This is a genomic window from Streptomyces sp. ADI95-17, assembly GCF_003846175.1.
GTDB lineage: Bacteria > Actinomycetota > Actinomycetes > Streptomycetales > Streptomycetaceae > Streptomyces > Streptomyces sanglieri.
Genome location: NZ_ML123044.1, coordinates 1,565,488 through 1,578,743, shown reverse-complemented (window position 1 = coordinate 1,578,743; position 13,256 = coordinate 1,565,488). Strand labels below are relative to the sequence as shown.

Genomic DNA, 13,256 nt, shown 5'->3' with positions numbered 1-13,256 from the left:
GGACGGACCCGGCGCCCGCTCCCGCGACAATGGACGTCATGCCCTCACACCCCCTGACGGTCGGCTTCGACCTCGACATGACGCTCATCGACTCCCGCCCCGGAATCAAGGCCGCCTACCTGGCGCTCTCCGCCGAAACCGGGACGCCGATCGATGCCGACCTGGTGGTGAGCAGGCTCGGCCCGCCGGTCGAGGACGAGCTGCGGAACTGGTTCCCGGCCGACGCGGTGGCGGCCACCGCCGACCGCTACCGGGAGATCTATCCCACACACGCCATCACCCCGAGCCCGGCGCTGCCGGGCGCGCGGGAGTCGATGGCGGCGATCCGGAAGCGCGGCGGCCGCGCCATAGTCGTCACCGCGAAGCACCACCCCAACGCGGAACTCCACCTGACCCACCTCGGCATCGACCCCGACGCGGTCATCGGCGGCCTGTGGGCCGAGGCGAAGGGCCACGCCCTGCGCGAGCACGGCGCCCACATCTACGTCGGCGACCACACCGGCGACGTACGCGGCGCCCGCACGGCCGGCGCCCTGTCGGTGACGGTCACCACGGGCCCGTGCGACGCGGCGGAACTCCGGGCGGCGGGCGCGGACGTCGTCCTGTCGTCTCTGACGGAGTTCCCGGCTTGGCTGGAGGAGTACGAGGAGTACAGGGGGTAGCGCCTCTCCGGCGGATCAGGGGCGGGGTCGCTGCCGCTTCCGGTGGCGGCTGCGGCTGGCGGCTGCGGCTCATCGCTGTTCGGCCGGGGCGGATCAGGTCCTGCTGTCGGCGGGGTCGCCGGACGTGGCCCGGCGCAGGAGTTCGATGCCCAGTTCGTCGGTGCGGTCGGCCTGACCGGTGAGGCGGTGGACCAGCACCCATCTGCCGTCCGGCACGGCCCCGGCGAAAACGGAGGCGTCGCCGGTGGCGCCGTTGTGCCAGAGCAGGGTGCCGGCCCGCTGCCAGGACAGGGCGGGCTCCCCCAGTTTCCGGTCGATGAGGAGCGCGGTCACCAGATCGGCGGTGGCCCGCGGGGTGGCCCAGAGCCCGCCGGCGGGGAGGACGGCGCCGCTCATGGTCCAGGGCCGGCGCGGGCGGCCGAACAGCCCGCGGCTGCACAGGCGTCTGTCCGGCGGCGGAGCGCTCGTCACCTCGGTGATGCCCAGAGGGGCAAGGACGTAGTGGTCCATAAGCTCCTGGTAGGGCATACCCGCGGCGGAAACCAGCGCGGCTCCGAGGACGGCGTACCCGAGGTTGGAGTACTCCTCCGTATCGCCCGGGGCAGCGGTGGCGAGGGTGTCCAGCCCCTGGAGCACGGCGTGCAGGGCGGCATCGTCGAAGGCGGCGTACGGGTCGCGCCGTCTCACGCGCGGCGGGAGTCGCGGCAGCCCCGAGGTGTGCCGGGCGAGGTGCTCCAAGGTGATGCCGGTGCCCCGCGGAACGGGCAGGAACCGCTCCACCGGGTCATCCGGCCGCAGCACCCCCGCGGCGGCCAGCCGGGCCAGCGCGGTTCCGGTGAGCACCTTGCTCAGAGACCCGATCTGGACGTACGCGTCGAGGGCATGCCCATGCAGGACCTGAGGGGCTTCGCTGTTGCCGAGGATGCAGGTGGGGACGGGACGCATGTCCAAGTACTCCTTTGTTCCGGCTCCTTGTGCCTGGCAGGTCCCGGGCGGTGGCCGATTCCGGAGCTCCCGAACGTAGTTGGGCTCTTGAACCATGCTGCCCAGTTCGAGCCACGCACCAGGCGCGGGACGACAAGCGGCAACAACGAACTGCGACTGTGGTGCCTGGCGTACTGCCCATGAGGCCCGGGACGCGGTTGGCGTGTCGGCGGATCCTCTACACCTTCGCCGCACACTCCACCCAGAGCAGCTTCCCGCCCTGCCCCGGCAACCCGCCCCGCATGGGGTACGCGCCCCAGCACTCCGCGTACAGAGTGACGAGGTACAACCCCCGCCCCCGCTCGGCCAGTTCCTCCGGCGGAGGCATGCCCCACCGGAACGGGGCGGGGATGCGCGGATCGGTGTCCCACACGCTCAGCCGGACCCGGCCGCGCCCGGCATCGCGCAGGCGGAGGGAGTACGGGCCCGAGGAGTACAGATACGCGTTGGTGACCAGTTCGCTCGCCAACAGCTCGGCGACCTCGGTGAGTTCATGCATGCCGTGCACGCGCAGGACGTTGCGGAGGGTGGCGCGGGCGACGCCCGGTGCGCGGGGATCCTGCGGGAGTTGGAGGGTGTATGTCCAGGGCGGGGATACCGTGGAAGCGACCATGGAAGTCTCCGTTCACGGGAGGAAGTTGGATCGCGGATTTCCTGCTGCCCGGTGACGAGGCCGCTCCGTCGAGCGGGGTACTTCCGGGCGGGTGGCCTGGGACTGAGAATAGGGTCTCCGCAAGTTCTATTTGCAGCGCATGCGTGAAATGGCATGCAGATTCCCTCGCGTGAGTGATGAGTCGAACTCGACTCCGCCAAGGAGGAGTTACATGGCTGGCAGGTCTGCCCCCACTGGTCGGCGCATCCGGATCGCCACCGAGCTGCGCAAATTGCGCGAGCGCGCCGGTCTCACCGCCACCGAGGCGGCCCGCGTGCACGGCATAGGCCAGGGCCAGCTGAGCAACATCGAGACGGCCAGGTTCGGGGTGAGCGGCGAGCGGCTGCGCACCATGGCGCAGAACTACGAGTGCTCCGACCGTGCCTTCATCGAAGCTCTGGTCGACATGGTCAATGACCGGAAGCGCGGCTGGTGGTCCGATTACCAGGAACTCCTGCCGACCTCTCTCCTGGACCTTGCAGAGCTGGAACACCATGCAGAACGACTACGCGGCGCCATTACTGCGCACATTCCCGGGCTGCTCCAGAGTGCCGACCACGCGCGGGAAATCTTCCGACAGCACGTCCCGGAGCTCCCGCCGTCGGACATCGAGCACCGCGTCTCCTTCCGGATGAAGCGCCAGGCCGTGCTGTGCGGGGCCGGGCCGGCCTCGTACCAAGCACTCATCCACGAGGCCGCGCTCCGCACCGAGGTCGGCGGTCCCGAGACGGCGCGGGCGCAGCTGTGGCACCTCCTCGACATGAGCGAGCAGGACCATGTCACCATCCAGGTCATCCCGTTCAAGGCAGGCGCGGTCCCTGGCTCCGGCCAGTCCATCTACTACGCGTACGGCCCGGTCCCCGAACTGGACACCGTCCACCTCGATCAGTCCCACGGCCTCGCGTTCCTCGACGCAGAGACCCAACTGCGGAACTACCGGACCCTGTTCAGCAGGATTGAGGGTGCCGCACTGTCGCCCCAGGACACCAGGGATCTGATCCACCACATCAGTCAGCAGCTATGAGAGGAATGCCGATGCCCGCACACGACCATTGGCAGAAGTCGTCCTACTGCGCCCAGGGCGACTCGTGCGTACATGTCGCCACGGATGTCGGCGGCGGCGTCAAGCTCACCGAGAGCAGCGACCCTACCGGGGCGATACTCCGCACCACACCCGCTGCCTGGGCCGCCCTTGTACGCACCCTCAAGCCGGGCCACCGCAAGGACTGACTCCCGCATCCCACCCGCTTCCCCCTGGCGCGGGCACCATGCCGAGTCGGCGTCAGGAGACAGTCCGTTCCTGCTCGTTCGATGAGATGAACGCTTGGGGTCCGCACGCTCCGGCCGGGGGATCAGGCTCCACTGCTGCTGGCTGCCAAGTGGTCGTTGATCTGCCGCAGGCGCTGCCAGGCGGCGAGGTCGGTGCCGTCGCCGAGCGTGTGGTGCAGGGCGGGCCGGGCGGCCGGGCCGAGGCGGGTGGGAGCGGTGCCGGCGAGGGCCCGGCGGACGTGGTCGAGGCCGAGGTCGGCCACGGCGTCGGGGCCGAGGGTGAAGGAGAGCGGCACCGGGGGTCGCTCGTGGTGGGCGGGGGTGGTCAGATCCGCGCGTGCGGTGCGCAGTTGGCCGATCATCGTGGCGAGGTTGTGCCTGGCGACCAGGGATTCGGCCAGCTCGGGCATGGCGTCCACCGGAGTGTGCTGATCGGCGCGGTAGCCGATGGCCAGCGTGATGTGCTCTTCGACGCCGAGGTGGGTGCGGGTGGTGCGCATGGCGGCGATCGCCGGGCGGTCGGGGGTTCCGATCGCGACGGCCCAGGTGGGCAGGGATTGCTGGGCGCGGGTGCGGGACAGGTCGGTCAACTGCCTTGGTGACCAAGGGGCGCTGATGGGCTCGGAGGTTGCCCATCCGGCGGGCGGGGCTCCGGTGAGCGTGCGCCATGCCTGTTCCAGGGCGCCGCCCAGGACGAGATGCTCGTCGGCGGGGTGGACCGTACGGATGGAGAGCAGCAGTTGCCGTTCGCCTCCGGTGCCGGGTCGGGGCCGGAAAGCATCCGCTGTCTGGGGCTTGTCGCCGGTTGCGTGGGTGAATCGCCCCTCGTGCCAGTGCAGTACGGCTCCGGAGAGGCCGTCGTAGTAACCGCACCCGGGGTCGCTCACGACCCAGCGGGAGGGCAGCCCGTCCAGCAGTGTGCGGGCGGGGAACGTGAGCCGGGTGCCGGGCGGGGTGACGATCTGCAGTTCGCGTTCGGTGCGGGCCGCGTTGCGCACCACGTCGGTCAGCCAAGTCGTGGCAGCGATCACGGGGCGGCCCTGGATGACGACGGCGGCCTTCTCGGTGAGCAGGTCGACGCCCAGGGGGACGGTGTCCGCGGCGGCGTCGGCGAGATCGGCCACGACATCGGTATGACCGGCCTCGCGTGGCCAGACGTCACCCCCGTGCACGGCGACCAGCCGCCCGGCGACGGACCCGGCCAGCTCCGCGGCCCCCTCCACGGAACTGGTCGCCCGCGCTTCGGTCCACCACACGGGCGACTCGGCCTGCGTGGCCGGCCCGAGCAACCGGGCGACCTCGCCCGGCACTTGGACGTACCGGGGCGCTTCGAGCGACACCAGCGCCTGCCCGGCGGCCGTGCACAGCTGAGCGACGGAGCCGTCGCCCGCCCGGTTCACGAGCAGATCGGGACCGCCGGCGAGGAGCCCGGCCAGCAGCGTCCTGGTGTCCGGCATCTGCGGGGTGAGGGCTATGACGTCCTGGGTCATGTGCTGCCTCGCTTACTTCGGAATCAGTTCTTGTCCCACGGCAAGGTGAGAGGCTTGCGGTGCCACCACCAACCACGTCCGCCGAGATCAGCGGGAGATCCGGGGACTTCTGCCTCAGCCGCCCAGGTGTCGTCCGGCGCGGTGCACTTCTTGAACGCCTCGTCGAGTTGCCCGACGGACTGGCGCAGGAGATCGGCCACCGGCCTGGAGAGTTCCTCCGGCAGCTGCTCGATCCGGTCTCGTGCCAGTAGAGCTTCGCAGTACAACTCGACCGGGTATTTACCGGTGGGATGCCAGCCTGATTCCATACGCCGCACCATTCTCTCCCATTCTGCAAGATAAGCCCGAGAATGGTACAGATGAGATTCTGATTCATCAGCGAGTGCAGGGTTTGCGGGGATTTCCTGCGCTTTTCTGAGGAGCTCCGTGGCGTGAACGAATTCCGAGGTGGTCGGCGTGGGGACATGTTGTTCCCGGACGATCTCCGGAAGCTGCATGACACGAATTCCGGGAAGCTGAGGGACGGCAGCCTCAACAGCATCGATGGAGTACTCGGGTCGCTCGTCGTCCGACGCCAAGAGGCGTGCGCGGGTCACCAAACCGGTTGGAGTCACCAGCCAATATGCGCTGGGGAGGTGCTCTTCTGCGGGATACAGGACCACGGTCTGCGCCGCAACAGCGAAACGCGAAGCGAATTCCGACTCGGGCGGCTGCTGGGAGACGGCATCCTGGACGAAGATGTCCAGAGTCAGTGACACATCGCCAAGGACATCCGAGTAGTCGCACAGGGCAAGAGCATCCCAGTTGCGGATGTCCTGATCGGCGTCGACGTCGGCGACATCGACGGAGTTCGGCTCAACGCACAGGCATGAAGCCAGGGCATCGGAGACTCGGGGCGGTTGCAGGCGATCGGTGGTGAAGAGGTTGTATGTCATCGGTAGGTCCCGTTGTAGAGGTCCAGCGCCTTTTGGACGGCTTGCGGGTTGTTGACGAACCGAGGGTTCCGCGTCAACTGGGGCGCGGCATCAATGTCACCCTTGGCCTTCACTACCTGCTGCAATGCGGCGTATTCGTTCCTGTCAAGATTGACGATACCCGGCCCTGATTCAGGGTAGACGCGGCCGCCCGGCTCCACTCCGTAGGTACGGCCATTAATTTTATAGCGGTTCCCGTCCGCGGTGAGTTTTGCTCGCCCCTCCGCGATACCGGCGATGTCTTTTCCGATCTCGCGGGAGTATCCACGCAAGATGATGCTGTTTTTCTCCTTGATTTCCCTCCCGGCGGATCCACTGATCGTGTGTCTGGCGTTGGGGGGCTTCAGTTCTTCTCCGGCAGCCGGTCCAGGGATGTCACTCCTGGCGGGCCACACGCCCTTTTTGTGTGCTGAAGAGTCCCAGGTGCTTCCTCGGCCGTCGGCACCGCCTGACGCGGGAGGGGTGTCGTTCATGCCGTGGTCATGGGCGTGCTCGCCGGGGCCCGGAATGTGCTCCGGATGGGCACCACTCCTGCCGGGAGTGGGTTCGTCACTTCCTGAGCCACCGTGTGTACCGTGATCAGCGCTTGCGTGGCCGCCGCTTCCGTGAACCGCGCCACCGTCTGCTTCAAGACCGCCGCGCGGCGGCAGGCCGTCGCCCGCGTGGGCGGTCGCTGCGGGCGCGCGGCCTCCGACGCCGACCGGTTCGCGATCGCCGTGCGGTTGGCCGGCGCCCCGTTCGGCGGCAGAGGGTTCGTGTCTGGCCGGGGCCAGGTCGGGAGTGCCGTCCCGGCCGAGCGGGATGAAGTTGCCGTCCTTGTCGACCCGGAAACGGTCGCTCAGGTCGAGGGCGCCGTCGGGGAACCTGGTCTTCGGTAGCTGGAGGTGGTCGCTGACGTTGGCCAGGACCTGGGAGACCTTGGGCAGACCCGAAAGCGCCTTGGCGGCCTTGAACGTGCCGGAGAGTGGGTCGAGGGCGTCGCCGATCTTCGCCATGGTGCCGGCGGCCTTCGCGATCGTGCCGCCCTTGCCCAGCTTCGCGGCGGCGGCGAAGGGGCCGGTGGCGAGGGTGAGGATGTTGAAGGAGAGCACGGCGTGGGCGCGGGCGGGGTCCTCCTCCGCCATGTCGTACGCGATGAACTGCTTGCCGAACTCCTTCGCGTACGCCTTGCTCTCGCGCTGCCAGCCGGAGAGGTGCTCGTCCTGGCCGAACAGGTCCATGCCGTAGGCGTAACCACCGACGGCCGTCCGTCGCAGACCGTCCCATGCCTGGTCGCGCGCCTCGCCGCCGTGGAAGCCGATCAGGGTGCCCAGGCCGTCGATGCCGCCCCAGATGCTGTCCTTGGCTATGCCGTCCCACGCCCAGCTCTTGGCCCCGTGCCCCCACCACTCCAGGCTCCACCGCTCGTAGGTGCGTCCCTCCGGACTGCCCCACGGCAGGTCCTTCATGCCCTTTGAGCGTGTCGGCGTTCTGGCCGTACATGCCGAGTCCATGGGTGCCGTCGTCCACGATCCAAGCGGGGCGGCAGGCTCCCGGACTGAGTGCGTTGATCTTGTTGGCCGCGCTGCGTTCGGCTTCCTGGAAGCCGTCGCGCGCCGCGGCCACGCCGTCCATCAGTGCCTGGTGCTTGTCGGTCTTGTTCTTGTCCTGGGTCCAGTCGTCATGGCCCCGGACGCTGTCGACGAAGGCGATCGCGTCCAGCCTCAGCTGCTTGAGCCGGTCGGCGTGGGGTTTGGCCTCGAAGACGAACGTGTCCAGGGCGTCGGCGAGCGACTCGATGCTCCCCGCGAATTCGTCGGCCGTGTCCATGACGGGCTGGGTGGAGGAGAACAGCTTTTCGGCCTCGGGCGCCTTGTAGTACGCGGCCGTCGCCTGGAAGCGGGAGTGGACGTCCTTCCCGCCGTTCCGGATGCCCGTGGCCTGCGTACGCAGGCCGGACGCGGCCTTCTCCAGCTGGCCGAAGTCACCGGTGTACTGGGGTATCCCGCCCGGTTCGATCACGTCGGCTACTCCCCGCCCCGGTGGCCGGGCTTCTGGCCGACCGCCCTGATCTCGGCGGGGGTCGGGGCCTTCGACGCCTCGCGCTGGGCGCGGGCGGCCATGGCCAGATCACCCTCGATGTACTCGGTGGTGGCCTTGACCGTTCCGTCCATTGACTTCTTCGTGCGGGCGGCCATGAACCTGATCTGCTGCTGAGTGTCCGAGATGAAGTTCGCGACCGCGGCGCCGACCGGTCCCGCCGGTGCTTCGCCGCAGTACGGCCCGCTGATCGTCCCCGCGTGCAGCGCGGCGTCCTCCACGTTCTCGCCGTAGCCCCTGACGCCCTTGCTCAGGTCCTCGGCGGCCAGACCCACCAACGACAGAACGGACTCCACCCCGCTCGGCCTGATGTCCCACCCCGTCATGCGTCCCCCGCATCCCCCGGCCCATACGTTGCGTCAACTGCGTCCGGCGATATGCGCGCAGCCGACGACAGGATCTTCATCTGTATCAAGGGGCCCGTAGCAGTGGCAACGCACTTCAGGCCAAACACGTATTGGATTGAACACGGGGCGTGGTGTCGGGGCGTTGTGGCGATCGGGCGGCATTACCTCGTGAGCAGCCCAAAGCGCCTTCGCCGACTCCGGCCGCCGCCCCTGCGAGGTTGCGGCCGGATGGCTGAATGGAACGGCCGGTGATGTTTGCGGCAGGGAAGGGGTGAGCCTTACTGCTTCGCCGCCCCCGCGCGCACCGACCGGATCACGCCTGCCGCGGCGATCAGGAAGCCGACGCCCATCAGCATGCACAGTGACCAGGCGATGGACGGCAGCGGGTGGGTGCCGAGGAAGAGGGGCGCCATCGTGACCAGGGTGGACAGTGCGCCGAGGAAGAAGACGATCGCGCCGATCCGGACCAGCCGGTCACCTGCGCCAGAAGGTGTAGTACTCACCCGGCCAGGGTAGTTCTCGGCGGCGGCGAACCGCCCCCCGGCCACCGGCGCGGAAAGCAAGCGCCGTTTCCGGACAGAGTCCGGATGACCAGGCTTGACGAGGGGTACTCCCCCTGGGGAGGCTGCTGCCAGCAGGGGAGCACCACCACTGGATAGCCTGACCTGCTGAGGCTTTGTTCCGGGTTCCGGCATACAGGTTGCATACGGGTTGAGATGGGGTGCGTGCTTTGCCGACTGGCAAGGTCAAGTGGTTCAACAGCGAGAAGGGCTTCGGCTTCCTCTCCCGCGACGACGGCGGCGACGTCTTCGTGCACTCCTCCGTGCTCCCCGACGGCGTCGACGCCCTCAAGCCCGGCCAACGCGTGGAATTCGGGGTCGTCGCAGGTCAGCGAGGTGACCAGGCTCTCTCGGTGGCGATCCTGGACCCGACCCCGTCCGTCGCGGCCGCGCAGCGCCGCAAGCCGGACGAGCTGGCGTCCATCGTGCAGGACCTGACCACCCTGCTGGAGAACATCACGCCGATGCTGGAGCGCGGCCGCTACCCTGACAAGGCGGCCGGCAAGAAGATCGGCGGCCTGCTGCGCGCGGTCGCCGACCAGCTCGACGTCTGAGAACCAACAAACTCGACGTCTGAGAACCAACAAACTCGACGTCTGAGAACCAACAAACTCGACGTCTGAGAACCAACAAAAAGGCGCAGCTCAGACGAACGACAGCGCGTCGGGGCCGAGGGGCGGTACCAGTCCCTCGGCCGCGGCGCGGGTCAGCAGTCCGCGGATCGCCGCGTAGCCGTCCTCGCCCAGGTCGGCGGTGAACTCGTTGACGTACAGCCCGATGTGCTGGTCCGCCACGGCCGGATCCATCTCCTGGGCGTGCGCCAGCACATAGGGCCGGGACGTCTCCGGGTCGTCCCAGGCCATCCGCACCGAGGTCCGCACCGAGTCGGCGAGCAGCTTCAGCGTGCCCTCGCCCAGCGAGCGCTTGGCGATGATCGCGCCGAGCGGGATCGGCAGCCCGGTCGTCTCCTCCCAGTGCCGGCCCATGTCCGCGAGGTTGTGCAGCCCGTAGTTCTGGTACGTGAACCGGGCCTCGTGGATGACGAGACCGGCGTCCACCTTCCCGTCGCGCACGGCGGGCATGATCTCGTCGAACGGCATCACGACGATCTCGCCGACCCCGCCCGGCACCACCTCGGCCGCCCAGAGGCGGAACAGCAGATAGGCGGTGGAGCGCTCGCTCGGTACGGCGACGGTCTTCCCCGTCAGGTCCGTGCCCGCCTCCTTGGTGAGGACCAGCGGACCGCAGCCCCGGCCCAGCGCCCCGCCGCACGGCAGCAGCGCGTACTCGTCGAGCACCCACGGCAGCACCGCGTACGAGACCTTGAGGACATCGAGCTCGCCGCGCTCGGCCATGCCGTTGGTGATGTCGATGTCCGCGAAGGTGACATCGAGGGCGGGCGCGCCGGGGACCCTTCCGTGCGCCCAGGCGTCGAAGACGAAGGTGTCGTTCGGGCAGGGCGAGAAGGCGATCCGCAGCGGGGCCGACGAGGCGTCGGACGGGGTGCCGGACTGGGCGCCCGACAGGCTGTTCGGCAGATCGTTCGACGGGTCAGGAGTCGTGTCGGTCATGGTGGGTCCAACCTTCCAGTACGGGTACGAGCTTCCCGAACGCCTCGGTGAGCGCGGCCAGCGCGTCGCCGATGCGCCAGGCGTCCCGGTCACGCGGGCCGACGGCGTTCGAGACGGCCCTGATCTCCAGGGCGGGCACGCCGATACGGTCGGCGGCCTCGGCGACCCCGAAGCCCTCCATCGCCTCGGCGGCGGCCGCCGGGTGCGCGGCGAGCAGGGCAGCGGCGCGGTCGGCGGAGCCGGTCACGGTGGAGACGGTGAGGATGTCACCGGTGAGCGCGCCGGTGGCGGCGGCCACCTCCCGTACCAGCGATCGGGGCGGGAGATGCCAGGTGCGGCCGAAGCCCAGCTCGGTGACCGGCACGAAACCCGTCGCGGTCTCGGCGCCCAGGTCCGCCGCGCCGATGCGGGCGGCCACCACGAGGGAGCCGACCGGTGCGACACCGGCGAACCCGCCGCCGATACCGGCCGAGATCACCAGGCCGTAGCCCCTGTCCGAGGCCAGAGCGAAGGCCGCCGAGGCCGCCGAGGCCGCCGGTCCGGCGCCGCCCGCGAGGACGTCGAAGGGGCCCGCGCGGTGGAGTTCGGCGCCGAGGACATGGTGCACCCGCGCCTCGGGAACGGCCCCGAACGCACGCGTGACCGCGTCCCGTTCTGCGGGGACAGCGGTCACGACGAGCACACGCACGGGGCGAATCCTCCGAGGTCAGGAGGGGGAGGGGATCAGGAGGTCTTCTTCAGCTCGAAGTGCCAGATGCCGACGAGCTCCTTGCCCTTGGTCTCCACGATGCTGATCTGCGTCTTGTTCGTGGTCTCGCCGGTCTGGCTGGAGAAGAAGGCGCTGCCCGGGATGGACCGGTAGGTCTTCTTGTACGGCTCCTGCTCGGCCTGCTGACCGTTGATGAACAGGGTCCAGCCGTTGTCCGCGACCTCGGGGTCGACGCCGAAGCGGACCTTGTCGTCCATCGCGACCTCGACGGACTTCTCCGCCTTCTTGTTGAGGCAGCTCTGGTACTCGGACTTGTCGAGGGCCTTGCCGTCGTTGTAGCAGGACGCCTCGGCGCTCACCGAGTTGCCGCCGACCGTTACGGTCGCGAGCGGCGTCGGCTTGTCGCAGGCGGAGAGGACAAGGAGTCCCGCGGACACGGCACCAAGAGCGACGCCGATTCGGCGGCCCTTACCGGAGAAGAACGCAACGGTCATGGGCCGAAGGCTATCGGTCGCTCCGGTTCACGCCACGCGGGGGTGCGGCGAGCCGCGGCGCGCCGCGCTCAGCAGACCCCGTACGGACGTTGCGGCGCCGAGGGCGAGGATGCCCGCGGCGACCGACATGCCCAGTACGCCGTTGAGGGGGAGGGCGATGCCGATGCCGCCGCCGACCACCCAGGCCATCTGGAGCACGGTCTCGGACCGGGCGAACGCTGAGCTGCGTACCTCTTCGGGTACGTCGCGCTGGATCATCGCGTCCAGCGAGAGTTTCGACAGGGCCAGCGTGAAACCCGCGGTGGCGCTGAGCGCGGCGACCATGACCGTGCTGAAGAAGAGCGCGGCGAGCACCGCGACGAGCAGGGCCAGGGCCAGCACGGAGACGACGATCATCTCGGGGCCGCGGGCCCGCAGCCAGGAGCCGACGGCCGTGCCGGACGCGTTGCCCACGCCGGCCGCGACGCCGGCGATGCCGAGTGAGACGGCGGCGCTCTGCCCGGCGAGCGGGTGCTCGCGCAGCAGGAACGCCAGGAAGAAGATCAGGAAGCCGGAGAGCGCGCGGTGCGCGGAGTTGGCCTGGAGCCCGTTCAGTACGGACGGGCCCACGGACCGCAGACCGGGCCGCTTCTCGCCGTTCCGCTCCCGGCGCCGCGCCCGGCCCGGCCGCCTGCCGGCGCCCCCCGGCTCGCTCAGGGAGACCGCCACGCCGTGCGGCTCCACCAGCTGGGCCTTCCGCTCGCCCTTCGCGGAGTCGACCTTGTGCGGCAGCGTGAAGGCGAGCACGGTCCCGCCGAGGAAGATCACGCACGCGCCGTACAGCGGCCAGCCGGGCCCGACGGTCTGGAGCCCCGCCCCGATCGGTGCCGCGATCCCGGTCGCCAGGAGCCCGGCCAGGGTGACCCGGGAATTCGCCTTCACCAGGGAGAAACGCGGCGGCAGCAGACGCGGCACGACGGCGCTGCGCACCACCCCGTACGCCTTGGAGCAGACCAGGACGCCCAGCGCGGCCGGATACAGCTCCAGGCCGCCGGTGGCGACCGCGCCCGACATGGTGAGCGCCAGCACCGCACGGGCCAGCATCGACCCGGCCATCGCGGCGCGGCGGCCGTGCGGCAGCCGGTCCAGGAGCGGGCCGATCACGGGGGCCAGGAGCGTGAAGGGGGCCATGGTGACGGCGAGGTAGAGGGCGACCCGGCCGCGGGCCTCGTCCGTCGGTACGGAGAAGAAGACCGTCGAGGCGAGCGCGACCGTGATCATCACGTCGCCCGCGCCGTTCACGGCGTGCAGTTCGATCAGTTTGCCGAGCCCGGACTCACCGGCGCCGTGCGCGTGCGTTGCTTTCCGGATGCCCTTCGCGGTGCCGGTGAACGGCTTGTGGAGGGCATGACCGACCGCCCGGCCCGTCCTGCGGAGCGGGCCGGATTCTTCGTGCGACCTGGCGGAAGTCACTTCGTCATAGTGC

General features: G+C 69.5%; 15 protein-coding genes. 4 read left to right on the top strand and 11 right to left on the bottom strand.

Annotation, left to right across the window (positions count from 1 at the left end):
• The first annotated feature begins 38 nt into the window (after positions 1 to 38).
• On the top strand, positions 39 to 662 hold the full coding sequence (locus tag EES42_RS07140) for an HAD family hydrolase (protein WP_241196261.1): 624 nt from the start codon (positions 39 to 41) through the stop codon (positions 660 to 662).
• Between the two features lie 93 nt (positions 663 to 755).
• On the opposite strand, the gene EES42_RS07135 is transcribed toward EES42_RS07140, so the two are convergent.
• Both EES42_RS07135 and EES42_RS07130 read right to left on the bottom strand, forming a co-directional pair.
• The gene (locus EES42_RS07135) at positions 756 to 1,607 is read right to left on the bottom strand and encodes a serine hydrolase domain-containing protein (RefSeq protein WP_124717170.1); all 852 of its coding nucleotides are present in this window, start codon (positions 1,605 to 1,607) and stop codon (positions 756 to 758) included.
• 217 nt (positions 1,608 to 1,824) lie between these two features.
• Positions 1,825 to 2,259: an ATP-binding protein gene (locus EES42_RS07130; protein WP_124717169.1), complete on the bottom strand. Its 435-nt coding sequence runs from the start codon at positions 2,257 to 2,259 to the stop codon at positions 1,825 to 1,827.
• Positions 2,260 to 2,470: 211 nt separating this feature from the next.
• Here EES42_RS07130 and EES42_RS07125 point away from each other — a divergent pair, with 211 nt between their 5' ends.
• Complete coding sequence (locus EES42_RS07125; protein WP_124717168.1) at positions 2,471 to 3,322, top strand: helix-turn-helix domain-containing protein; 852 nt, start codon at positions 2,471 to 2,473, stop codon at positions 3,320 to 3,322.
• An 11-nt stretch (positions 3,323 to 3,333) separates the two neighbouring features.
• Entirely contained in the window at positions 3,334 to 3,528 is a 195-nt protein-coding gene (locus EES42_RS07120; protein WP_241196260.1) for a DUF397 domain-containing protein, read from the top strand.
• Between the two features lie 122 nt (positions 3,529 to 3,650).
• Here EES42_RS07120 and EES42_RS07115 read toward each other — a convergent pair whose 3' ends face one another.
• The 5 genes from EES42_RS07115 to EES42_RS07095 all read right to left on the bottom strand — a co-directional run bounded on the left by EES42_RS07115 (position 3,651) and on the right by EES42_RS07095 (position 8,960).
• Positions 3,651 to 5,057 carry a DUF6177 family protein gene (locus EES42_RS07115; RefSeq protein WP_206433383.1) on the bottom strand — a complete coding sequence of 469 codons (1,407 nt, stop codon included), beginning with the start codon at positions 5,055 to 5,057 and terminating at the stop codon, positions 3,651 to 3,653.
• A gap of 23 nt (positions 5,058 to 5,080) precedes the next feature.
• A complete protein-coding gene (locus EES42_RS45570) occupies positions 5,081 to 5,992 on the bottom strand; it encodes a hypothetical protein (RefSeq protein WP_206433382.1) in 912 nt (303 codons plus the stop codon).
• Positions 5,989 to 7,479: a hypothetical protein gene (locus EES42_RS07105; protein WP_124717166.1), complete on the bottom strand. Its 1,491-nt coding sequence runs from the start codon at positions 7,477 to 7,479 to the stop codon at positions 5,989 to 5,991. The genes EES42_RS45570 and EES42_RS07105 overlap by 4 nt, the downstream gene beginning before the upstream one ends.
• Before the next feature lie 558 nt (positions 7,480 to 8,037).
• On the bottom strand, positions 8,038 to 8,436 hold the full coding sequence (locus EES42_RS07100) for a DUF6507 family protein (protein ID WP_124717165.1): 399 nt from the start codon (positions 8,434 to 8,436) through the stop codon (positions 8,038 to 8,040).
• Between the two features lie 299 nt (positions 8,437 to 8,735).
• The gene (locus EES42_RS07095; RefSeq protein WP_124717164.1) at positions 8,736 to 8,960 is read right to left on the bottom strand and encodes a hypothetical protein; all 225 of its coding nucleotides are present in this window, start codon (positions 8,958 to 8,960) and stop codon (positions 8,736 to 8,738) included.
• Positions 8,961 to 9,187: 227 nt separating this feature from the next.
• Between EES42_RS07095 and EES42_RS47245 the strand changes: the two genes are divergently transcribed.
• Positions 9,188 to 9,571 (top strand): cold-shock protein, encoded by a 384-nt coding sequence (locus tag EES42_RS47245; RefSeq protein ID WP_072485776.1) that lies wholly within the window; start codon positions 9,188 to 9,190, stop codon positions 9,569 to 9,571.
• Positions 9,572 to 9,661: 90 nt separating this feature from the next.
• Here the strand turns inward: EES42_RS47245 and EES42_RS07085 are convergent, their stop codons facing one another.
• The 4 genes from EES42_RS07085 to EES42_RS07070 are packed head-to-tail and all read right to left on the bottom strand — an operon-like array spanning position 9,662 to position 13,243.
• Positions 9,662 to 10,588, bottom strand: coding sequence for a 1,4-dihydroxy-6-naphthoate synthase (locus EES42_RS07085; RefSeq protein WP_124717163.1), 927 nt, complete (start codon positions 10,586 to 10,588; stop codon positions 9,662 to 9,664).
• Positions 10,569 to 11,276 (bottom strand): futalosine hydrolase, encoded by a 708-nt coding sequence (locus EES42_RS07080; RefSeq protein ID WP_124717162.1) that lies wholly within the window; start codon positions 11,274 to 11,276, stop codon positions 10,569 to 10,571. The genes EES42_RS07085 and EES42_RS07080 overlap by 20 nt, the downstream gene beginning before the upstream one ends.
• A 35-nt stretch (positions 11,277 to 11,311) precedes the next feature.
• Positions 11,312 to 11,791, bottom strand: a complete 480-nt coding sequence (locus tag EES42_RS07075) for a DUF2771 domain-containing protein (protein ID WP_124717161.1) — start codon at positions 11,789 to 11,791, stop codon at positions 11,312 to 11,314.
• Between the two features lie 27 nt (positions 11,792 to 11,818).
• Positions 11,819 to 13,243, bottom strand: a complete 1,425-nt coding sequence (locus tag EES42_RS07070) for an MFS transporter (RefSeq protein ID WP_124717160.1) — start codon at positions 13,241 to 13,243, stop codon at positions 11,819 to 11,821.
• Positions 13,244 to 13,256 lie beyond the last annotated feature (13 nt).

Bases quoted from the DNA above. Each gene is read 5' to 3' on its own strand.
- EES42_RS07140 (WP_241196261.1), top strand. From the start codon at position 39: ATGCCCTCACACCCCCTGACGGTCGGCTTCGACCTCGACATGACGCTC.
- EES42_RS07135 (WP_124717170.1), bottom strand. From the start codon at position 1,607: ATGCGTCCCGTCCCCACCTGCATCCTCGGCAACAGCGAAGCCCCTCAG.
- EES42_RS07130 (WP_124717169.1), bottom strand. From the start codon at position 2,259: ATGGTCGCTTCCACGGTATCCCCGCCCTGGACATACACCCTCCAACTC.
- EES42_RS07125 (WP_124717168.1), top strand. From the start codon at position 2,471: ATGGCTGGCAGGTCTGCCCCCACTGGTCGGCGCATCCGGATCGCCACC.
- EES42_RS07120 (WP_241196260.1), top strand. From the start codon at position 3,334: ATGCCCGCACACGACCATTGGCAGAAGTCGTCCTACTGCGCCCAGGGC.
- EES42_RS07115 (WP_206433383.1), bottom strand. From the start codon at position 5,057: ATGACCCAGGACGTCATAGCCCTCACCCCGCAGATGCCGGACACCAGG.
- EES42_RS45570 (WP_206433382.1), bottom strand. From the start codon at position 5,992: ATGACATACAACCTCTTCACCACCGATCGCCTGCAACCGCCCCGAGTC.
- EES42_RS07105 (WP_124717166.1), bottom strand. From the start codon at position 7,479: ATGAAGGACCTGCCGTGGGGCAGTCCGGAGGGACGCACCTACGAGCGG.
- EES42_RS07100 (WP_124717165.1), bottom strand. From the start codon at position 8,436: ATGACGGGGTGGGACATCAGGCCGAGCGGGGTGGAGTCCGTTCTGTCG.
- EES42_RS07085 (WP_124717163.1), bottom strand. From the start codon at position 10,588: ATGACCGACACGACTCCTGACCCGTCGAACGATCTGCCGAACAGCCTG.
- EES42_RS07075 (WP_124717161.1), bottom strand. From the start codon at position 11,791: ATGACCGTTGCGTTCTTCTCCGGTAAGGGCCGCCGAATCGGCGTCGCT.